Source organism: Pseudomonas sp. FP1740, assembly GCF_030687165.1.
Lineage (GTDB): Bacteria > Pseudomonadota > Gammaproteobacteria > Pseudomonadales > Pseudomonadaceae > Aquipseudomonas.
Genome location: NZ_CP117461.1, coordinates 4,306,538 through 4,327,024, shown reverse-complemented (window position 1 = coordinate 4,327,024; position 20,487 = coordinate 4,306,538). Strand labels below are relative to the sequence as shown.

Sequence of the window (20,487 nt, the reverse complement as noted above, 5' to 3'; positions counted from 1 at the left end):
CGAGTCGGCGGATTTGGCCTGAAGAGGGGCACGAAAGCAGTGCGGCAGTGGTTCAAATTGGAACGCAGCTATCAGGTAGTCACAAAGTCCTGTGGCGAGGGGGCTTGCCCCCGTTTGAGTGCGTAGCGCTCACAAGATCTTTGGTATATCAGAGATTTTGGGGCCGCTTCGCGACCCAACGGGGCGATGCGGCGTTCCGACAAGCCCCCTCGCCACAGGGTCTCCGTCGATCAGGCGTTCTGTGCCAACGGCAAAAACCGCAATATCGCCGCCATGATCGCCTCCGGTGCATCCTCCTGCACCAGATGCCCGGCATTCGCAACGGGATGAAACTGCGACCCCGCAATCATCTGATGCAACGCCCGCCCGCGTTCAATGGGAATCCACTGATCGTCTTCCCCCCAGAGAATCTGCACCGGGCAGCGAATCGTCGGGTACAGCGTTTCGATCTCGCGGGTATAACGCTCATCCATCTGCGCGATCTGCCGATAGAACGCCGCTTGCCCCGAATCACCCAGCCAGGGCTGCACGTAAGGCGCCAGCTCCTGATCGGAAATCTCGCGCTTGATCGCGCCACGAATATAGGTCGGCACAATCGCCCGTTGAATGTAATCAGGCAGCCCGCTGAACGCCGCTTCATGCTGACGCACATGCTGCACGAACGGCGAACCCCAGGGCGACAGCGCCACCGGGTCAATCAGCGTCAGGCTGCGGTAATCCTTGCCATTGAGCAGATGCGCGCGCAACACAGTGGCGCCGCCGAAATCGTGGGCTACCACGTCTGGCCGTTCCAGGCCCCAGTGCTCCAGCAATTGCGCCAACAGTTGGTTCTGTACGCCCAGCGACACATCGCCGTCCGGCTGTGCGGACTGCCCGTAACCCAGCAAATCGAAGTAATACACCCGGTGCGAGGTGATGAAGTGCGGCGCGATCCGGTGCCACACATGAGAAGAGAAGGGCGTGCCATGCACGAACACCAGCGGCGGGCCGTCGCCGCGTACGGCGTAGCGAACGGAGTGCCCGTTGAAACGATAGGTCTGAGCCAGCGGCCAGTCAGTCATGGGTGCGTCCTCTTGGCGTGTGCAAGGCCAAAAGCATAGGCATAAAAAAACAGCCATTGAAGGCTGTTTTTCATATCACTGACGAAACGCATTCTCCTTGTGGGATTTACGTTTACTCGCCGCGATAGATGCAACCGCTGGTGCAGGTTTCGTGGATGCGGATCGCGCTGAGTTCCGGCAACAACGGCTTCAACTCATTCCAGATCCACTTGGCCAGCACTTCACTGGTCGGGTTTTCCAGGCCGGGAATGTCGTTCAGGTAGTTGTGGTCGAGGCGCTCGTAGAGCGGCTTGAAGATCTCTTTGATTTCCGAGAAATCGCGGATCCAGCCGGTGTGTGGATCGAGGTCGCCGCTCAGGTGAATCGCCACTTTGAACGAATGACCGTGCAGGCGCCCGCACTTGTGGCCGTCCGGTACGTGGGGCAGGCGATGGGCGGATTCGAAGGTAAACTCTTTGAATATTTCCACAGTGATGTTCAGCTCTTTCAGGTGGCGATCGCCGCGGCGATGTGGGCAGGTGGCGAGTTTACCAGAGCTCCGGGCAAAACACTGACTAAAGGGTCAGCAAGCGCTCGCCGAGGCGACCGTTGGCGGTCAGTTCGAGGAACTCATCGCCCAGGCGACGGCTTTCATCCATTGTTGCGCGCCAATACTTCTGTCGGCTCGGGGCATCGCCCATGAAGCGCTTGAAGTCGTTGCGGTCCGGCAGTTTGCCGTAGGGCAGGCGTGCCAGGTATTCCTTCGACGGTGCCAGCAGCAGAACATCCTGCAAGCGCTCAGGGCAGGCGCGGCGCCACGGCAACGTCTTGTCGAACCAGCCGGGGATCACCCGGTCGGTGAAGTGCGGATACAGCACGATGTCATTGCCGCTGTAGGGCAGGTCGAGGTGATAGTCCAGCAGACCGCCGTCGCGGAACGTCCCCGCGCCGGCCCCCGGCAAGTCGCGCACGCCTTGCATGACCATCGGGATCGAACCCGAGGCGAGCAGGGCCTGGCGCAGGTTGCCGGCATTCAGTGAGATGAAGCGCGACGGGAAGTCATTCAGCGCATTGACCGGTGGCGCCTGGCGCGGGTCGTGGATGATCAGCCGCTCGAAGTGCCGCGACAGCCGTGCGCGACCGCGCAGGTTGTCGGCGATCACTGACGACAGGCCCAGCCCCAACCGGCCGCGATGATCGTCCGCCAACAGGCCGTGGCTTTTGACCACCATGATGTTCAGGCGGTAGTGGGCGTTATCCAGAATCGCGGCATCGCGGCCGTCGAGCAAGTCATCGAGCATGCGCCGGGAGCTCTGGCTGATCTGCGCCATGGTCACGCCCTTGGCGAAGTTCTGTTCGGTGTACAGATGGCCGAGGCGGCGGATGCCTTCGGCGGCATCCGGCAGGCAGGCACTGGCGAACCGCCAGGAACCCACCGAGGCGCCGATCAGCGAACGCTCCCGGGGCGCCGCCGGCAGCCATTCGCCAAACAGCGCCAGGTCCAGACCCTGAATCCCCAGCGCTTTCGGGCCACCGGCGGCGCCCGGCAACGTGCCCACATCGGCAGCGCTCAAGCCATTGGCACGGATGCGCGCCAGGGCACGCGGGCCGGCCTTGAGGGTCAGGGAAGGGAACTTGATGTGGATAGCGGTCATACCGGTCTCGATGTCTGGCAAGCAGGGATTATAAGCACCTCTTGGGCTGCGATTGTCCCCGATCAATGCAGGAGCTGCCGAAGGCTGCGATGCTTTGATCTTTGGCTGCGTCATGCACGCAAAAAATCCAAATCAAAAGATCGCAGCCTTCGGCAGCTCCTTGTATCTACGGGTTATGCGTAAGCTATTCCCAATGATGGCAATTCAGTTTCAGTTAAGTTCGAATCGCTAAGGTCGCTCCGTAGGCAACACATAAGAAAATACGGAGCCACCCCATGAAAATCCTGACTGCCCTGTTCACCGCGTCCCTCATCTGCCTGACCGCCAGTACCGCCCATGCCCGCGACCTGGGCCCCGACGAAACCCTGAGACTGCGCGACGCTGGTACCATTGTGTCTTTCGAGAAGCTCAACGCCACCGCTCTGGCCAAACACCCCGGCTCGACCATCACCGGCACCGAGCTTGCAGAAGAGTACGGCAAGTACAAATACCAGATGGAACTGCGCGACCCGCAAGGCATTGAGTGGGATATGGAATTGGATGCGGTCAGCGGGCAGGTCCTCAGGGATCATCAGGATACGTAATGAAGGTGCTTTCATTTTCAAGCATGGCGCTGGTGCTTCTGGCTTTTTGCTCGGTGGCCGTGGCCCGCGACCTGGATCAGGACGAAGCCCTGCGCCTGCGCCAACAGGGCGTGATCTTGCCGCTGGAGCAGCTCTTGCAGCAAGCACTGGACCGCTATCCCGGGGCCAAGTTGCTGGAAGCCGAGCTTGAAGAAAAACACGACGTCTATGTTTATGAAGTCGAGCTGCTGACCGCCGAAGGCGTGGTGCGCGAGCTGGACGTCGATGCCACCACCGGCCACGTGCTGAAAGACAAGGAAGATTGACCGATGCGTTTGCTCCTGGTGGAAGACCACGTGCCGCTGGCCGACGAATTGATGGCCGGCCTCAATCGGCAAGGCTACGCCGTGGACTGGCTGGCCGACGGCCGCGATGCGGTGTACCAGGGCAGCAGCGAGCCTTATGACCTGATCATCCTCGACCTCGGCCTGCCGGGTTTGCCGGGGCTTGAGGTGCTGGCGCAGTGGCGGGCCGGTGGCTTGGCCACGCCGGTGCTGATTCTTACCGCGCGCGGTTCCTGGGCCGAGCGGATCGAAGGCCTCAAGGCCGGCGCTGACGATTACCTGAGCAAACCCTTCCACCCGGAAGAGCTGCACCTGCGCATTCAGGCATTGTTGCGCCGCTCCCACGGCCAGGCCAATCAGCCGACGCTCAAGGCTGCCGGGCTGCACCTGGATGAAGGTCGTCAGTGCGTGACCCGCGACGGCGCCGACATCCAGCTCACTGCCGCGGAATTTCGCCTGCTGCGCTATTTCATGCTCCACCCCGAACAGATCCTTTCCAAAAGCCACCTCGCCGAACACCTCTACGACGGTGAAACCGAGCGCGATTCCAACGTACTCGAAGTTCACGTCAACCACCTGCGCCGCAAGCTCGGCCGCAGCGTGATCGAAACCCGTCGCGGTCAGGGTTACCTGTTCGGCGGGCAAACCCAGTGAGGTCGATCCAGCGTCGCTTGAGCCTGGGCCTGATCAGCGTGATGGTGATCGTCGGCCTGGTGCTGGCGCAAACCAGCCTGTGGCTGTTCGAAATGGGTTTGCAGCGCTACCTCGAAGCCGGGTTGCGCAACGACAGTGAAAACCTGCTGGTGGCGCTGGTGCGTGGCCCGCAGGGGTTGCAGCTGGATGAGCGACATCTGTCGCCGGCCTATCAGCGCCCGTTTTCCGGGCACTATTTTCGTATCGACTTTGCCGACAGCCATTGGCGCTCCCGCTCGTTATGGGACCAGGACCTGCCGCGGCTCGAACACCCGGGCCTGAACAGCAACCTGCAACTGGGGCCGGAAGGGCAACAGTTGCTGGTGCTGCGTTCGGACTACCGGCGGCTGGGCCAGGCGATTTCCATCAGCGTCGCCCAGGACTACACGCCGGTGCGCGAGAGTTTCTGTCGCATGCAACAAGTCGGTCTCGGGTTGGGGCTGGTGGGGCTGTTGCTGATTTTGCTGTTGCAACGGATCACCGTGCGCCGCGCCTTGCGCCCGCTGGAAAAGGCCCGCGAGCAAATCGCCCAGTTGCAGCAGGGCCAGCGTTCGCAACTCGACGAAGCCGTGCCGGTGGAGCTGGAACCGCTGGTGGCGCAGATCAACCATTTGCTGGCTCACACCGAAGACAGCCTCAAGCGCTCGCGCAATGCCTTGGGCAACTTGGGGCATGCGTTGAAAACCCCATTGGCGGTGTTGTTGAGCCTGGCTTCCAGCGAGAAACTCGATGCGCACCCGCAGCTGCGCAAGGTGATTCAAGCGCAACTGGAGCAGGTCCAGCAGCGACTCAATCGCGAACTCAACCGCGCCCGGTTGTCCGGCGATGCACTGCCGGGTGCGTTGTTTGATTGCGATGCCGAGCTGCCGGGGTTGCTGGCCACGCTGAACATGATTCACGGTGAACACCTCGACCTGAGCTACCGCGCACCGGCCGGTTTGCAACTGCCGTGGGATCGCGAAGATCTGCTGGAGTTGCTGGGCAACCTGCTGGACAACGCCTGCAAATGGGCGGATGCGGAGGTTCGGTTAAGCGTGGTTGAAACGGCTGAAAGTTTTCAGTTGAGCGTGGAAGACGATGGACCGGGGATTCCCGAAGACCAGCGCGACCAGGTATTCAGCCGCGGTACACGGCTTGATGAACAGACCGATGGGCATGGATTGGGATTGGGCATCGTGCGCGACATCGTCGACACGTGGGGCGGGGTGTTGAGGCTGGAGGAAAGCGAGTGGGGCGGGTTGAACGTGATGATCGAACTGCCCAAACGCTGACGGAGGACAGAGGGTGACCGATCGTTCCCACGCTCTGCGTGGGAATGAATCCCCTGACGCTCTGCGTCACATCCCAAAGCGGAACGCGGAGCGTCCCTGGCAGCATTCCCACGCGGAGCGTGGGAACGATCATGCGTTAAATCAGACCCGAAACTGGTCCATCAAGCTCTGCTGCTGATTCGCCAGGCTGTTAAGCGACTGACTCACCCGCGCGGATTCATTGGCTTGCCCCGACAGCGATTCGGTCACGTCCCGAATGGTCGCCACGTTGTTATTGATTTCCTCGGCCACCGCGCTTTGCTCTTCCGCCGCACTGGCAATCTGCAGGTTCATGTCGCTGATCACCGTCACCGCATCACCAATCTGCCGCAACGCCGTCACCGCCTGACCCACCTGCTCGACACTGCCCTGAGCCTGGCGATGGCTGTTGTTCATCGAGTTCACCACGTCCTGAGTACCGCCCTGCAACAGCTCGATCACCTGGCGGGTTTCCTCCACCGATTCCTGAGTGCGTCGCGCCAGGTTGCGCACTTCATCGGCGACCACGGCGAAACCGCGTCCGGCTTCACCGGCCCGGGCGGCTTCGATGGCGGCATTCAGCGCCAGCAGGTTGGTCTGCTCGGCAATGGCGCGAATCACTTCCAGCACCGAACCGATTTTTTCGCTGTTCGCCGCCAAACCTTCGACCTGCACCATGGCTGCGCTCATGTCGGCGGCGAGGTGGTCGATGCTGGTGGTGGTGCGGTCGATCACGGTCAAGCCCTGACGGGTTGCCTGATCGGCATCACGTGCTGCTTGTGCCGCCTGCGCGGCGCTGCGGGCGACGTCCTGGGCGGTGGCGCTCATTTCGTGGGACGCGGTGGCCACTTGGTCGACCTGGCGGTATTGCTGTTCCATGCCGGCGCTGGTCTGGGTGGCGATGGCGGACGATTGGTCTGCCGTGCTGCGGGCGTCCTGCACCGAGCGTTTCACTTGGGCGATGATCGGCTGCAACTTGTCGAGGAAACGGTTGAACCAACCGGCCAACTGGCCCAGTTCGTCCTTTTTGTCGTAAGCCAGGCGCCGGGTCAGGTCGCCTTCGCCGCTGGCAATGTCTTCCAGCATGCGGGCCACGCCGAGGATCGGTTTGGTCACGCTGCGGGCCATCAGCCACACCAGTAACAAACCGACGAGCGCCGCCAGTACACCCAGGCACAGTTCAACCAGGGTGCCGGCGGTGTTGCTGTCGTCGAGTTGTTTTTTCAATGCTTCGGCAGGGCCGACCAGCACCTTCTCCGGCACGTCGAGCAACACGCCCCAGGATTTGCCACCGGGAATCGGCTGGAACGGCGAGAGCACTTTCAGTTGCTGGTTGCTGTGCAGGCTCTCGGTCTTGCTGCTGGCAGTGAGCCGGCGCAGCAGTTCGGCGCCGTTGGTGGTGTCCACGGCGTCGAGGCGCTGGCTGAGCTTGCTGGCGTCCGGGCTGTAGCCGGCCAGCAAACCGACCGGGCTGACGATGCTGACGCTGGTCTGGCCGTCATAGAGTTTCTTGCTGGCGCTCTGACTGATCGTTTGCAGGCTATTGAGGTTGATGTCCACCGACAGCGAGGCGATGACTTTGCCGTTGACCATCAGCGGGAACACGATGCTGGTCATCAGCACGTTCTGGCCGTCGATCACATAGAAGTAGGGTTCGATCACGCAAGGCTTGAGCGTGGTGCGTGGGCAGGTGAACCAGGCATTGGCCGGTTCGCCGCTGGGGCCGGTGCTGGTGTCGGCCATGTCGCTTTCCGGCAGGGCCATGGAGGTCACTTTGCCGGGTGTCGGTTGGGACCAGTACAGGGCGAAACGGCCCTTGTCGTTACTGCCCAGCTCCGCCTGGCCGGCGAACAGATTGTCCTTGCCGTCCAGCGCATTGGCCTCGAACACCAGCGACAGGCCAAGCAGGTCCGGGTTGGCCTGCAGGGCCGACTTGACCTGCCGGGTCAGGTCTTCACGCAGGTCGAAGGCATCGAGAAAGCGCTTCTCGGCCTGATCGCGCAAAAACAGCACCTGCCGCGAAAAGCCATGGCCATATTGATAGGCATCCATGAACTGCTGGCGAATCCCCAGCGCCTGGACTTCACCCTGGGATTCGATGCGCGCCTGGGCGGCTTCGGTGAGCATCTCCATGCTCGAGGCTTTCACCAGTGCCGAGCTGTGCTCCATGCGATACAGCGAAAGCCCTACCAGCAGGGTCACGATGCCCGCCAGGCAGAGCCCGGCCAACAGGGTGATTTTCCATTGAATGGAAAGGTGTCTGAGCGATATGGGAACGTCCTTTTATTCGATAAATATCTGAGACTTTGCACTGTAGCGGCCGTGATTCGGCTTTCTTTATTTGTGCGAGAAAATAGACATAGACCAAACCTGTAGCAGCTGCCGAAGGCTGCGTTCGGCCGCGAAGCGGTCGTAATCCCTGTGCACGCGTTCTTTCTGAAACACCGTATCGTCTGAAATCACGACTGCTACGCAGCCGAACGCAGGCTTCGCCAGCTGCTACAAAGGGAGGTGTGCGTTTTGACAAGGGGACGATGCTGCGGCACAGTGCGCGCCCTCTAATAAAACCCTCTCTTCAATCCGCTGGCAGCGCTTGTGCGCACTGCCGGACGGACTCTTTCCGCTTGCCTTGAGGTAACGATGATTAATGCAGTAATTGCCGCGGTCGGCATCATGCTGATACTCAGCCTGTCCCGCGTGCACGTGGTAATCGCGCTGATTGTGGGCGCGCTGGTCGGTGGTTTGACCGGTGGCCTGGGGATCGATGCGACCCTCAAAGCCTTCAACAGCGGCCTCGGTGGCGGGGCGACGGTGGCGTTGTCCTACGCCTTGCTCGGCGCGTTCGCCGTGGCCATTGCCAAGTCCGGCCTGGCCCACGCCCTGGCGGATAAAGCCCTGGCCATGGTCGATCGCCAGCACGCCAACGGTGGCGGCAATGTCAAATGGCTGCTGATCGGCCTGCTATGGGTGGTGGCCATCGCCTCGCAGAACATTTTGCCGATTCATATCGCCTTTATCCCGTTGCTGGTGCCGCCTCTTTTATATGTGCTGACCAAACTGCAACTGGACCGGCGGTTGATCGCCTGCGTGATGACCTTCGGGCTGATCACGCCGTACATGTTCCTGCCGGTGGGCTTCGGCAACATCTTTCTCAATGAAATCCTGCTGGCCAACGTCGCCCGTAGCGGGGTGGACATCAGCGGCATCAACGTCACCCATGCCATGGGCATTCCGGCGCTGGGCATGGTGTTTGGCCTCGCGGCAGCCTTCATCAGCTACCGCAAGAAGCGCGTTTACGACCTGGAAAAGATCGAACAAGTCGAACAGGTCGCGGTGCAGTACAACCCCTTGAGCCTGATGGTCGCCGGTCTGGCGATTGTCGTGGCGTTCATTATTCAGCTGTTGCTGGACTCGATGATTATCGGGGCGCTGGTGGGTTTTCTGATCTTTTCGGCATCGGGCATCGTCAAGTGGCGTGAAACCGACGACCTGTTCACCGAAGGCATGAAGATGATGGCGATGATCGGCTTCATCATGATCGCCGCGTCCGGTTTTGCCGAAGTGATGAAAGCCACCGGTCATGTGCAGACACTGGTGGAGTCCTCGGCCTCGTGGATCGACCACAGCAAAGGCATCGGGGCGCTGTTGATGCTGCTGGTGGGCCTGTTGGTGACCATGGGCATCGGCTCGTCGTTTTCCACGGTACCGATTCTGGCGGCGATTTTCGTGCCGTTGTGCGTGCAACTGGGCTTCAGCCCGATCGCCATCGTGTGCATCGTCGGCACTGCCGGCGCGCTGGGCGATGCCGGTTCACCGGCGTCGGACTCGACCCTGGGCCCGACCTCCGGTCTGAACATCGACGGCCAGCATCACCACATCTGGGACACCGTGGTCCCGACCTTCCTGCACTACAACCTGCCGTTGCTGGCGTTCGGTTGGGTGGCGGCGATGGTTCTGTAACCACTCTACCTTGTAGGACCGCGTTCAACTTTTGATCTGGCGTGCCGTTATAGCCTTTAACCACGCCAATAAAATCAAAAGAGTGAACGTCATGCGCATGAGCCTGAAGGCCAAAGTCCTGTCCCTTGCCGTCCTCCCGGTGTTGCTCTTTGCGCTGGTCATCAGCCTGACCACGCTGTTCATCCTGCAGGAACAGGCCCGCAAGGAAGTCGAAGAAACCCGTCAGCGCCTGCTCAGCGACGCCAAGGCGACCCTGCAAAGCTACGTTACCGTGGCCATGACCACGATCAAGCCGCTCTACGACGCGGCCGCCCCCGGCGATGACGCGGCGCGGGCGCAGGTGATCAAGTTGTTGTCGAGCATCACCTACGGCAAGGACGGCTACTTCTTCGGCTACGACTCCAACACCGTGCGCCTGTTCAAGGCCAACAGCCCCGAAGGCGTGGGCCAGAGCTTCAAGGACAACCGCGACCCGAACGGCGTCTACGTCAACCGCGACCTGGTGAAAGTCGCCAAGGACGGGACCCACTACCTGCAATACAGCTCGCCGCTGCCCGGCAACAGCCAAGTGCTGGTGCCCAAGCTCGGCTACACCGAATACCTGTCGAAGTGGGACATGGCGGTCGGCACCTCAGTCAACCTCGACGGCATCGAAGCGCAAGTGGCGCTGGTCGAGATCAAGGTCCAGGAACGCATGCAAGGCGTGGTGCTGAGCATTGTCGGGATTGCCGTGCTGGTGCTGCTGGTGATCGCCGCGGCCGGGATGCTGCTGGCCAATACCATTCTGCGTCCGCTGAACCTGATGAAAGCCAACCTCGACGACATCGCGGCGGGCGAGGGCGACCTGACCCGGCGCCTGACCATCACCAGCCAGGATGAACTCGGCGAACTGGCCGGCTCGTTCAACCGTTTCGTCGACAAGATCCACGGCCTGGTGCGGCAGATCACCGAAATGACCTCGCAACTGACCGGGCTGGTGAATCAGGTTTCCGATCAGGCCCAACGCTCGGATCAGGCCATGGAGCGCCAGCGTCACGAGACCGATCAGGTGGCCACGGCGATCAACCAAATGTCGGCGGCGGCCCAGGAAGTGGCCAAGAGCGCGCAAAACGCCGCGGTCGCTGCACAGCAGACCGACGAAGAAGGCCAGGCCGCCAAGCGCGTGGTGGCCGGCAGCATCGTGAAAATTCATGCGTTGGTGAACGACATTCGCAGCAGCGGCGTGTCCCTCGACAGCCTGCAGAAAGACGTGTCGTCGATTGTCAGCGTGCTCGGGGTGATCCGTTCGATTGCCGAGCAGACCAACCTGCTGGCGCTCAACGCCGCCATTGAAGCGGCCCGCGCCGGTGAGGCCGGACGTGGTTTTGCGGTGGTTGCCGACGAAGTGCGGGCGCTGGCCAGTCGCACGCAAATCAGTACTCAGGAAATCCAGGGCATGATCGACCGCTTGCAGGCCGGCACCCAATCGGCGGTCGAGTCCATGCGCCGCTCCAGCGAGGCCGGCGACGGCACGTCGGCCCAGGCCAACGAGGCCGGGGCGTCGCTGGACGCCATGGCCCAGTTGATCGGCACCATCAACTCGATGAACGCGCAGATTGCCAGCGCCGCCGAAGAGCAAACCGCCGTGGCCGAAGAGATCAACCGCAGCGTGCACCAGATAGCCGTGGCGGTGGACAGCGTCGCCGACGAAACCCAGCGCGGCGCGCAAACCTCGCGCAGCCTGGCCGATCTCGGTCAGCGCCTGGGACAATTGGTCGGGCAATTCCGTATTTGATTGATGTCGCTGAGAGCGTTTTGCGATCTGTAGCAGCTGCCGAGCCCGCGAGGCTGCTGCTACGGGGGAGCCACATCGCGACTACCCTCAATAGTAAGCAAACTCCGTCCAGGCATCTGTTTGAACCGGTTTCTGCAACGGGCGGTCATTTGCTTCAGGTGCCGCGCACCCGCGGCACCCGGACGACCCTAACCATGGAGTCAGACTCATGAACGACGGTACCTGCGACTGCCCGAAATGCTCCTGCAAACTGGGCGATCACCCCATCGTGCGTCACGGCAAGCACTATTGCTGCGAAGGCTGCGCCAAACATCACGAACACGGCGAAGAATGTTCCACCAAAGGCTGCAAGTGCGCTAAGCACTGACCGCTCATCCAAAAAAAAAGTGGAGCCGCTGCGGCTCCACTTTCAGTTCGAATATTCACCCTCCCTTTCAACGTTCAACTCGTCGGCCGCCAGGTCACGTTCTCGACGCCGAATTTTTCCGCCACAGGTTTGCTGGTCTTTTGCACCCGCTCACGGCCAAAACGAGGGATCCGGCCTACGCCGGCATCGCAACTGGCCCAGTGCCAGGCTTCTGCGTTGTCCATTTTGTCCTGGCGGATGATGAAAGACTTAGGCTTGCCATGAAGTGTGTATTCAATGACGAAAAGCTTTGCGTTGTTCATAAAGCCTGTATTCCTCCCTGTTGTTATAGAAGGATCGTGAGGCGCGCGAAAAATTCCGTCGGATTGTCAGTCGGTTACAGTGACTGGCGACCCGCCGCACGCCTCGCTACCATGGAGCCTTTCCGTCCCCCAATGATCCTAGCCTATGGCCAAGGCCGCACCCCCTGATTTAAGCGATACCGATGTGCCCGTGCAACCGCTGGCACGTACTTACCCACGTGGGTTGTATATCGAGCCTCACGAACATGCGTGGGGCCAGTTGCTGTACGCGATGAGCGGCGTGATGTGGGTCGAGACACCCCATGAAGCACTGGTGGTGCCGCCGCAACGGGCGGTCTGGCTGCCGCCGGGTGTGCCGCACGGGATTCGCGTGGTCTCTGACTTGCAGATGCGCAACATCTACCTGCGGCCGTCATTGGCGGCGACACTGGACGACAGTGTGCAAGTGATTGAAGTCGGCGGCTTGCTGCGCGAACTGATCGTCGGGCTGGTGGAGCAGGGCGACGACGGTGCCCCGGATTACTACGACGCGCTGGTCGGCCTGGCCTTGCTGGAACTCAAGCGCGCCCGGCGTTCATTGCTGAAAATACCGCTACCGGACGATTCCGACCGGCGGCTGATGAACCTGTGCCAGGCGGTCATGGCGTCACCGTCGCTGGATATTTCCTTCGAGCAACACGCCGAAAACGCCGGTGCCAGCGTGCGCACCCTGGCGCGGCTGTTCAAGGATGGTCTGGGCATGGGGTTCGCCGAGTGGCGGCGGCAGGTGCAACTGGCGACCGCAGCGGCCGAATTGATTCAGGGTGTACCGGTCAGCGCGATTGCCCGGGAGCTGGGGTATTCGCCGAGCAGTTTCAGCGACATGTTCCGCCGGGAACTGGGCGTCGCGCCTTCGCAGTTTTGCGTGAGCCAGCAACGGGGCGCAGCTGCGTAAAAAGCGCTTTGGCCGACATTCAGAAGTACTTGGCCGACATCCGTGGCGACCTCTCTCTAGACTCTGCGCATACCCCCTTATGCCACGGAGTCTGTCATGAACTACCTTATCTCGTTGGGTATCGGTCTGGGCGTCGGCCTGCTCTATGGCGCGCTGGATTTTCGTTCCCCCGCACCACCGGCCATCGCGCTGGTGGGCCTGCTGGGCATGCTCGCCGGTGAGCAGTTGTGGCCCTTGGGCCGGCAACTGGTGGCGGGCTGGATCTCCTGAAACCTTTTATCCATTTGGTGGAAATGCCCATGAAAGCACTGCAATTCGACAAAACCGGCGACCTCTCGGCCCTGCGCTACGTTGAGGTGCCCACCCCCGTTCCCGGCGCTGACGAAGTGCTGGTCCAGATCAAGGCGGCGGGCCTCAATCCCAGCGATGTGAAAAACGTACTGGGGCGCTTTCCCTACACCACATTGCCGCGGATTCCCGGGCGTGATTTCGCCGGCATCGTCGTCGAAGGCCCGCAGGCGCTGATCGGCCAGGAAGTCTGGGGCACCGGCCGGGAGTTGGGCTTCTTTGCCGACGGTTCCCACGCGCAATTCGTCAAACTGCCGGCCAATGGCGTGGCGCTGAAGCCGACGCATCTGAGCTTTGCCCAGGCTGCCAGCCTCGGTGTGCCGTACACCACGGCGTGGGATGCGTTGGAACGCAGTCTTGTCACGACCGGAACGCGGTTGTTGGTGATCGGCGGCGGGGCGGTGGGCAGCGCAGCATTGGCGCTGGCCAAAGTCCGGGGCGCCCAGGTGCTGGCGGCGGCGCGGCGGCCAGAGCAGGTCAAGGATTTGCAGGCTCAGGGTTATCAGACGCTGCAACTGGATAAGCCTGAGGACCTGGGCGCACAGGTCAGCGCCGTGTATGCCGGCGGTGCCGACGTGATCTTCGACACCACCGGTTTCTGGCTACCGGCCTCGGTCCCGGCGCTGGCCGCGTTCGGCCGCATCGCAATCATCGCCGCGCCGGCGGATGGGCATGTGCAACTGCCGGCCCTGGCGCTGTATCGCAAGGGCGGTTCGGTGGTGGGGATCAATTCGTTGCTGTACGGGGTTCAGGCGTGTGCGGCGATGCTCGAACAGTTCGGAAACTTTTTCGATCAGGGCCTGTTGCCGTTGCCGGAAGGGCTAGTTGAATCGCCGTTGGCCGAGGGGCTGGAGCGGTATGCCGAGGTGAATCAGGGCAGTGGTGACAAGGTGATTTTGTTGCCTTGAAATGGATGCAATTAGAAATACACCCCGGATCAAATGTGGGAGCGGGCAAGCCCGCTCCCACATAGGGACGTATGAATCAGGCCTCAGGCACGCCTTTCTCCCAAACCGACCAATTCTTCAGAATCTCCTGCACCAACGGATTCCCCGTGCGGTACAGGTTCTCCAGTGCCGGCACAAACCCGCCCTGATCGGCGTATTTGAGCAGGTTATCCACCTCGCTCTGGCCCGGCGCCGGCCGGTCGAAGTCGGAACCGGCGCGTACCACCGCCAAACGGCGGACATCCACCAGACCTTCGCGACTGGCCCGCAGCAGTGCCTCGTAGGTGGAGTTATCTTCCTGCTGAGTGGTGCAGTAGACACCTTCGTTGTTGGTCAGCAATTTTGTCCAGACTTCCGCCCGCTCACTCAAGCGCGTCCCGGAAAACCAGGTATTGCCCGCCAGCGTGTCGCACTGGGTCACCACCGGCGGCTGATTGGCCGGGGCCGACGGATACTTCACGCGCCACGCCGCCGATTCCTTGCTCTCGCTCAGTTCGACTTTGTGGCTCAGGGCGAAGGCTTTGGCCTGCAACTTCGGATTGAGTTCGAAGACTTCGGTTTTGTAATCCAGCGGCGGTTTTTCGTTCGGGCCTTTGGTGTTGATGCCCAGGTAACCGGTCGGCCAGTCTTTCGGCGCGTCCCGGGAGTCCAGTTCCCACTGGGTGCCGAACTCCACCAGGTAGTGCGCCCACGCGGTGGTGCCGAGGGTGCCGTGTTTCGGGCTGATGCCGGCAATCCCGGCGATCAGGAAGTAACTTTTACGCAGGTCGAATTTCGGCGACAGCGCCAGGGCCAGGGTCGAGGCCGCCGCATTGGTCTGGCCCATGCCGGTGACCATCAGGCACACCTGTTCGGTGTTGCAGCGAATGTTCGGGTACTCGGCGGACAGGCCCGGTACGCGCACCTCTTGCTTGAGTTCCAGGCGATCGATCCAGTTCTGCGCCTCGGGGGCGAACATGGTGATCAGCATCACTTTCGGCTGGATCGGTGCTTCTACCGCCCAGGCAGAGGAAGAGAGCAGGGTGCTTGCCGCAAAACCGACAGACAGGGAAAGACGCGTCATTGCTTTCATAAAACCTCCTGATTCAAATGAGCCTTAAAACTGATAGCCGACACCGGCGTAGTAACCCCAGCCGTTGGAACGGGCGCGGAAGTCGCCGTCGCCGAAATTCAACTCACTGCCGTCCTCCCAGTTGCCGCCGTTGTGGAAGTAACGGCCGACCAGGGTGAAACGCAAGTGGGTGAAGGCGTAGAGCAACACGTTGGTGGCCACGGTGGCATTGGCGGTGCGGGCCGGGTTGTCCTTGTGCAGATCGGAGCCGAAGTCGAAGTTGGTGAAACCGATGTAGGTCAACGAAGCGCCGTTGCTGAAACTGCTGATGGGCACGATGTATTTGAGCTGGGCGCGGTAGCCGTCCCACGAATACTCGTTGCTGGCGCCGTAGTTTTCCCACTGGTAGCGACCGTAGAAGTTGGCCGACAGGTTGACCCGCGAATGGGTGTCGATGTCGGTGCCGAGGCCGCTGTACAGCGTGTTGGCACGGTTGGCGCTGTTGCTGCCGTGGTCGTAGATCCAGTCGAACGCCACGTACCATTCCTTGAACGGCCCGACGGCCAGGCTGCGGCCGGCGAGGTAGTCGATGGAAATCCGCGGTTCGTGCTCCATGAACACTGGCGAGCCGTGGTCCCATACGCCTTTGTCATGGCTGTTGCCGATGTCGAAGATCTTCGGAATGTCGATGTAGCCGTACAACTCGAACGGCCCCTTGCGGCCGAAGTATTCGTATTCCAGGTAAATATCGTCGGCCGGTTGCGGGCCGAAACTGATGTCCTTGCTGCCGATGACGGTCAGGTCCTGATTGAACCAGTCCGACAGGTACGCGCCTTTTTTTGGCGGGTTGGCTTCAGGGCTGAGGGCTTCGCCCTGGGCGGATTCTTCGGTGGTGGCCGGTTGGGCCAACGCAGAGCTGCTGAGTAGTCCTGTAACGCTGGCCAACAGCAAGGAAACAGCAAACGTGCGCGAGCAAGTCACGCGACTGGAGGTGCAATGCATTAAAAGTCCCTTTTCGTGCGGATCGAAGCCCCGGTGGTGCGGGCTTGTGCGGTTTAAGTGGCGAACAGGCCGGTATCGGCGGCTCGCAAACGTTTGCACAAGCTATACCAATTTTCTCAAAGCGCTGAAAAGTTGGAGGAATTGGCGGTTTTGCTGTCCTTTTGGTCAAGGATTTCGGACGGTGGGGGAAAGGAGGCTTACCTGAGTGCACCAAAGCGAGTGTCGTTGCACAAAGATCGTACTTACGCGCCCTCCTACAAATGGGGGTTGCTGTAGAATCCTGGGCATTGACTTCACAAGGTGCATCCCATGAGCGAGCCGATTCGTCTGACCCAATACAGCCACGGCGCAGGTTGCGGCTGCAAGATTTCGCCCCAGGTGCTGGAGGTGATTCTGGCCGGCAGCGGGGCGCAGAACCTGGACCCGAAACTCTGGGTTGGCAACGCCTCGCGCGATGACGCGGCGGTGTATGCCATCGACGAAGAACGTGGCGTGGTGTCGACCACTGACTTCTTTATGCCGATCGTCGACGACCCGTTCGATTTCGGCCGTATCGCCGCCACCAACGCCATCAGCGATATTTATGCCATGGGCGGCGATCCGTTGATGGCGATTGCGATCCTCGGCTGGCCGGTCAATGTGCTGGCGCCGGAGATTGCCCGGGAAGTGATTCGCGGCGGGCGGTCGGTCTGCGATGAAGCGGGAATCCCCCTGGCCGGCGGCCATTCCATCGACGCACCTGAGCCGATCTTCGGCCTGGCCGTGACCGGACTGGTGGAAAAGCGCCACATGAAGCGCAACGACACCGCCACCGCCGGATGTCTGCTCTATCTCACCAAACCCTTGGGCATCGGCATCCTCACCACCGCCGAGAAAAAGGGCAAGTTACGCCATGCCGACATCGGCCTGGCCCGCGACTGGATGTGCACCCTGAACAAACCCGGCAGCCGTTTTGGCAAGCTCGATGGCGTGACCGCAATGACCGATGTCACCGGTTTCGGCCTGCTCGGGCATCTGGTGGAAATGGCCGACGGCAGCAACGTGACCGCCCGCATCGGCTATGACCGTGTGCCGCGCCTGCCGGGCGTCGAGTATTACCTTGATCAGGGCTGTGTGCCCGGCGGCACGCTGCGCAATTTCGACAGCTACGCCAGCAAGGTCGGCCGGCTCCAGGAGTTGCACAAACGTGTGCTCTGCGACCCGCAGACCAGTGGTGGCCTGCTGATTGCAGTCACCCCTCAAGGCAACGAACAGTTCCTCAGCGTTGCCGCTGAGCTTGGCCTGAACCTTGAGCCGATCGGCGAACTGGTAGAGCGACAGACCTACGCGGTTGAGGTGGTTTGATGTCCAGAGACTTCACCGATTACCGCGACATCTTCCTCAACGACCGGCCGATGATGGATGTGCGCGCGCCGGTCGAATTCCTCAAGGGCTCATTCCCCGGCGTGGTCAACCTGCCGCTGATGAATGACCACGAGCGGCAACGGGTCGGCACTTGCTACAAACAACACGGCCAGCAAGCGGCGATCACGCTGGGGCATCAGTTGGTGGCCGGCCAGATCAAGGCCGAGCGCATCCAGGCCTGGGCCGATTTTGCCCGGGCGCATCCGGATGGTTATTTGTATTGTTTTCGCGGCGGACTGCGTTCGCAGATCACCCAGCAGTGGCTCAAGGACGAAGCGGGCATCGACTATCCGCGGGTCGGTGGCGGCTACAAGGCCATGCGCACCTTCTTGCTCGACACGCTCGACCAGGCCGTTGCCCAGTGCGATTTCGTTTTGCTGGGCGGTATGACTGGCACCGGCAAGACCGAGGTGCTCACGCAATTGAGCAACGCGCTGGACCTTGAAGGTCACGCCCATCATCGCGGCTCCAGCTTCGGCAAACGCGCCACTGGCCAACCCTCCAACATCGACTTTGAAAACCGCCTGGCCGTGGACGTGCTGAAAAAACGTGCCAGCGGTATCGAGCAGTTTGTGCTCGAAGACGAGAGCCGCGCGATCGGCAGTTGCGCGCTGCCGTTGCCGCTGTATCAGGGCATGCAGCAGTTTCCGATGGTCTGGCTGGAAGACAGCCTGGAAGGGCGCGTCGAGCGGATCCTGCGCGATTACGTGGTGGATTTATGCGCCGAGTTCACCGAGGTGTATGGCGATGAAGGCTTCACGCTGTTTTCCGAACGGATGTTGGCGAGCCTGAACAATGTCCAGAAACGCCTGGGCGGCGAACGTCATCGGCGGATGCTGACCTTGATGGAAGATGCGCTGGCGGAACAGGCCAATAGCGGCGCGGTGGACTTGCACCGGGGCTGGATCGAAGGGTTGCTGCGTGAGTATTACGACCCGATGTATGTGTTTCAGCGGGAGAAGAAGGGCGCGCGGATCGAGTTTGTCGGGGATCGGGGGGCGGTTCTCGAATATTTGCGGGAGCGGGGTAAGCAGCGGGGGTGATGTTGTTTTTGCTGGCCCCTTCGCGGGCTTGCTCGCGATGGGGTCTGGCAGGTGCCCGACTGCTTACGTCGGACAAGTCTCCCGACCATTATCCAGCCCTTGCTTGTAGCTGTGGCTCAGCAGGCTGGCCTTGCCGTTGTGCCAGGTCAGCGTGAGCACGTACAGCGAGTCATAGTCGCTGGATGCCCAGTCATCGGTGATGCGCTGTTCTGAGCCGACGGCTTCCCCGGCGACCTTGTTGATCAGCTCGGGCAGATAGCCATGGGACCAGGCGGTATAGATGATCGAGTTGTGATACTTGTCGCGAAGCAGTTCATCGGCCAGGTCGCTGGTGTCGTTGGCCGAAAATTCGATGTTCACCGGCAAGCCGAGCTTGATCGCGCTGGGGCTGATGGTCATCAGGGGGCGGATGTAACTGTAGGAATTATCCAGTTCGCCTTCCTCGACATTGCGCGTCGGATTGGCGGCAAACACGTAGTTGGCCTTGCCGAATTTTTCCGGCAGCAAGGTGGCCAGGTCGATGGCGCGATTCAGTCCCTGGCAATTGAGCTGACCCAGGCCGCCGGCCGGTTTTTCCGCGTGACGCAAAAACACCAGCGTCTGTGTCCCGTCCACCGGTTGGGCGCGGCTTACACTGGACTCCAGCGACAAAAGCACCGCGCTGGCCACCAACAGAGCGGGCAGGAAGATATAAGCGCGATGTTTGAAGCGGTTGGTGAATTTCAAAGGATTCATCATCGAATAGGTGATCTTCAGCGCATTTGGTTAAGGCTGACAAACCTTGACACCTCAAGCTCCTAGCATAGGGTGTTTTCCATGTCGTTGACCCGGTCCATTTCTAACAGGGCAATGCTCAGAGTCCGCTGCAGCCCTTTTGGTTCGATTCGAGCTTCGATCCGAGCGAGGTGCCTGGCACTTTAGCGGCAACCTTGAACGGATTGGGGGGAAGGTTATCGACAGGATGTTTCGGATTTATGGACTTCAGTACACATCTTAGCCCCGTCCCCCTTATGATCTTCACTCCGATTTTCCCGTGGAAGCTCCCGATGACCGATTTGTCTGCATTCCCCATCACTCGAAAATGGCCGGCCCAGTACCCGGAGTGGATCCAGCTCTATTCCTTGCCAACGCCCAATGGCGTCAAGGTTTCGATCATGCTCGAAGAGATCGGGCTGCCCTACGAGCCGCATCGTGTGGGCTTCGACACCCAGGATCAGCTGTCCCCTGAGTTTCTGTCGCTGAACCCCAACAACAAGATCCCGGCGATCCTCGACCCCCACGGCCCGGGGGACCAACCGCTGGCGCTGTTCGAGTCCGGGGCGATTCTGATTTACCTCGCCGACAAGAGCGGGCAACTGCTGGCCCAGGAGTCGGCAGCGCGTTACGAGACCCTTCAGTGGCTGATGTTTCAGATGGGCGGTATCGGGCCGATGTTCGGCCAGCTCGGTTTTTTCAACAAATTCGCCGGCAAGGACTACGAAGACAAGCGTCCCCGTGATCGCTACGTCGACGAAAGCAAGCGCTTGCTCAAGGTCCTCGATGGCCGTCTGCAAGGGCGCGACTGGATCATGGGCGAGCGCTACACCATTGCCGACATCGCGACCTTTCCATGGGTGCGCAACCTGATCGGCTTCTACGAGGCCGGCGACCTGGTCGGCATCCAGGATTTCCCCAACGTCACCCGCGTGCTGGAGCGTTTCCTGGCAAGACCGGCGGTAATTCGCGGGCTGGAAATCCCCAAGCAATCCCTTTGAATCCCTCATCACCAAGG

Annotated in this window: 21 protein-coding genes and 2 pseudogenes; 14 read left to right on the top strand and 9 right to left on the bottom strand. The window is 61.0% G+C overall.

Annotation, left to right across the window (positions count from 1 at the left end; all coding sequences use genetic code 11):
- Positions 1 to 230: 230 nt before the first annotated feature.
- From PSH69_RS19375 to PSH69_RS19365, 3 genes are all read right to left on the bottom strand, one after another.
- Positions 231 to 1,061, bottom strand: a complete 831-nt coding sequence (locus tag PSH69_RS19375; RefSeq protein ID WP_111454122.1) for an alpha/beta fold hydrolase — start codon at positions 1,059 to 1,061, stop codon at positions 231 to 233.
- A 112-nt stretch (positions 1,062 to 1,173) separates the two neighbouring features.
- The gene (gene queD, locus PSH69_RS19370) at positions 1,174 to 1,530 is read right to left on the bottom strand and encodes a 6-carboxytetrahydropterin synthase QueD (protein WP_007933061.1); all 357 of its coding nucleotides are present in this window, start codon (positions 1,528 to 1,530) and stop codon (positions 1,174 to 1,176) included.
- Positions 1,531 to 1,615: 85 nt separating this feature from the next.
- Complete coding sequence (locus tag PSH69_RS19365) at positions 1,616 to 2,695, bottom strand: patatin-like phospholipase family protein (protein WP_230175564.1); 1,080 nt, start codon at positions 2,693 to 2,695, stop codon at positions 1,616 to 1,618.
- A gap of 275 nt (positions 2,696 to 2,970) precedes the next feature.
- Between PSH69_RS19365 and PSH69_RS19360 the strand changes: the two genes are divergently transcribed.
- From PSH69_RS19360 to PSH69_RS19345, 4 genes are read left to right on the top strand one after another with little or no spacing between them, the layout of a single operon-like run.
- The gene (locus tag PSH69_RS19360; RefSeq protein WP_305409473.1) at positions 2,971 to 3,279 is read left to right on the top strand and encodes a PepSY domain-containing protein; all 309 of its coding nucleotides are present in this window, start codon (positions 2,971 to 2,973) and stop codon (positions 3,277 to 3,279) included.
- Entirely contained in the window at positions 3,279 to 3,584 is a 306-nt protein-coding gene (locus PSH69_RS19355) for a PepSY domain-containing protein (protein WP_018925373.1), read from the top strand. The genes PSH69_RS19360 and PSH69_RS19355 overlap by 1 nt, the downstream gene beginning before the upstream one ends.
- A gap of 3 nt (positions 3,585 to 3,587) precedes the next feature.
- Complete coding sequence (locus PSH69_RS19350; RefSeq protein ID WP_305409472.1) at positions 3,588 to 4,256, top strand: response regulator transcription factor; 669 nt, start codon at positions 3,588 to 3,590, stop codon at positions 4,254 to 4,256.
- On the top strand, positions 4,253 to 5,566 hold the full coding sequence (locus tag PSH69_RS19345; RefSeq protein ID WP_305409471.1) for a sensor histidine kinase: 1,314 nt from the start codon (positions 4,253 to 4,255) through the stop codon (positions 5,564 to 5,566). The genes PSH69_RS19350 and PSH69_RS19345 overlap by 4 nt, the downstream gene beginning before the upstream one ends.
- A gap of 141 nt (positions 5,567 to 5,707) precedes the next feature.
- Here PSH69_RS19345 and PSH69_RS30315 read toward each other — a convergent pair whose 3' ends face one another.
- Together PSH69_RS30315 and PSH69_RS30310 are read right to left on the bottom strand one after the other, a co-directional pair.
- Positions 5,708 to 6,412 (bottom strand): methyl-accepting chemotaxis protein, encoded by a 705-nt coding sequence (locus tag PSH69_RS30315; RefSeq protein WP_370695269.1) that lies wholly within the window; start codon positions 6,410 to 6,412, stop codon positions 5,708 to 5,710.
- Positions 6,413 to 6,613: 201 nt separating this feature from the next.
- Positions 6,614 to 6,670: pseudogene (locus tag PSH69_RS30310) on the bottom strand (hypothetical protein); the annotation flags it as partial.
- Between the two features lie 1,557 nt (positions 6,671 to 8,227).
- Between PSH69_RS30310 and PSH69_RS19335 the strand changes: the two are divergent.
- The 4 genes and pseudogenes from PSH69_RS19335 to PSH69_RS19325 all read left to right on the top strand — a co-directional run bounded on the left by PSH69_RS19335 (position 8,228) and on the right by PSH69_RS19325 (position 11,685).
- A complete protein-coding gene (locus PSH69_RS19335; protein ID WP_167331173.1) occupies positions 8,228 to 9,544 on the top strand; it encodes a Na+/H+ antiporter family protein in 1,317 nt (438 codons plus the stop codon).
- A 91-nt stretch (positions 9,545 to 9,635) separates the two neighbouring features.
- Positions 9,636 to 10,412: pseudogene (locus PSH69_RS30305) on the top strand (cache domain-containing protein); the annotation flags it as partial.
- Between the two features lie 84 nt (positions 10,413 to 10,496).
- Complete coding sequence (locus PSH69_RS30300; RefSeq protein ID WP_370695268.1) at positions 10,497 to 11,318, top strand: methyl-accepting chemotaxis protein; 822 nt, start codon at positions 10,497 to 10,499, stop codon at positions 11,316 to 11,318.
- Between the two features lie 208 nt (positions 11,319 to 11,526).
- Entirely contained in the window at positions 11,527 to 11,685 is a 159-nt protein-coding gene (locus PSH69_RS19325) for a metallothionein (RefSeq protein WP_086945083.1), read from the top strand.
- A gap of 74 nt (positions 11,686 to 11,759) precedes the next feature.
- On the opposite strand, the gene PSH69_RS19320 is transcribed toward PSH69_RS19325, so the two are convergent.
- Positions 11,760 to 11,987 (bottom strand): DUF6555 family protein, encoded by a 228-nt coding sequence (locus PSH69_RS19320; protein ID WP_086945082.1) that lies wholly within the window; start codon positions 11,985 to 11,987, stop codon positions 11,760 to 11,762.
- Between the two features lie 145 nt (positions 11,988 to 12,132).
- Here PSH69_RS19320 and PSH69_RS19315 point away from each other — a divergent pair, with 145 nt between their 5' ends.
- The 3 genes from PSH69_RS19315 (at position 12,133) to PSH69_RS19305 (ending at position 14,177) form a co-directional block, all read left to right on the top strand.
- Complete coding sequence (locus PSH69_RS19315; protein ID WP_305409468.1) at positions 12,133 to 12,921, top strand: helix-turn-helix transcriptional regulator; 789 nt, start codon at positions 12,133 to 12,135, stop codon at positions 12,919 to 12,921.
- 96 nt (positions 12,922 to 13,017) lie between these two features.
- Entirely contained in the window at positions 13,018 to 13,191 is a 174-nt protein-coding gene (locus PSH69_RS19310) for a DUF1427 family protein (protein ID WP_007933035.1), read from the top strand.
- A gap of 29 nt (positions 13,192 to 13,220) precedes the next feature.
- Entirely contained in the window at positions 13,221 to 14,177 is a 957-nt protein-coding gene (locus PSH69_RS19305; RefSeq protein ID WP_096479857.1) for a zinc-binding alcohol dehydrogenase family protein, read from the top strand.
- A gap of 76 nt (positions 14,178 to 14,253) precedes the next feature.
- Here the strand turns inward: PSH69_RS19305 and PSH69_RS19300 are convergent, their stop codons facing one another.
- Together PSH69_RS19300 and PSH69_RS19295 are read right to left on the bottom strand one after the other, a co-directional pair.
- Positions 14,254 to 15,288: a purine nucleoside permease gene (locus tag PSH69_RS19300; RefSeq protein ID WP_305409467.1), complete on the bottom strand. Its 1,035-nt coding sequence runs from the start codon at positions 15,286 to 15,288 to the stop codon at positions 14,254 to 14,256.
- Positions 15,289 to 15,312: 24 nt separating this feature from the next.
- A complete protein-coding gene (locus tag PSH69_RS19295; protein ID WP_111454117.1) occupies positions 15,313 to 16,269 on the bottom strand; it encodes a nucleoside-specific channel-forming protein Tsx in 957 nt (318 codons plus the stop codon).
- 309 nt (positions 16,270 to 16,578) lie between these two features.
- Between PSH69_RS19295 and selD the strand changes: the two genes are divergently transcribed.
- Positions 16,579 to 17,613, top strand: coding sequence for a selenide, water dikinase SelD (gene selD, locus PSH69_RS19290; protein WP_305409466.1), 1,035 nt, complete (start codon positions 16,579 to 16,581; stop codon positions 17,611 to 17,613).
- Positions 17,613 to 18,716, top strand: a complete 1,104-nt coding sequence (gene mnmH / locus PSH69_RS19285; RefSeq protein ID WP_305409465.1) for a tRNA 2-selenouridine(34) synthase MnmH — start codon at positions 17,613 to 17,615, stop codon at positions 18,714 to 18,716. Before selD ends, mnmH begins: the two co-directional genes overlap by 1 nt.
- Before the next feature lie 63 nt (positions 18,717 to 18,779).
- Here mnmH and PSH69_RS19280 read toward each other — a convergent pair whose 3' ends face one another.
- A complete protein-coding gene (locus PSH69_RS19280) occupies positions 18,780 to 19,454 on the bottom strand; it encodes a histidine phosphatase family protein (protein ID WP_305409464.1) in 675 nt (224 codons plus the stop codon).
- A gap of 308 nt (positions 19,455 to 19,762) precedes the next feature.
- Between PSH69_RS19280 and PSH69_RS19275 the strand changes: the two genes are divergently transcribed.
- Complete coding sequence (locus PSH69_RS19275; protein ID WP_018925387.1) at positions 19,763 to 20,470, top strand: glutathione binding-like protein; 708 nt, start codon at positions 19,763 to 19,765, stop codon at positions 20,468 to 20,470.
- Positions 20,471 to 20,487: the final 17 nt, after the last annotated feature.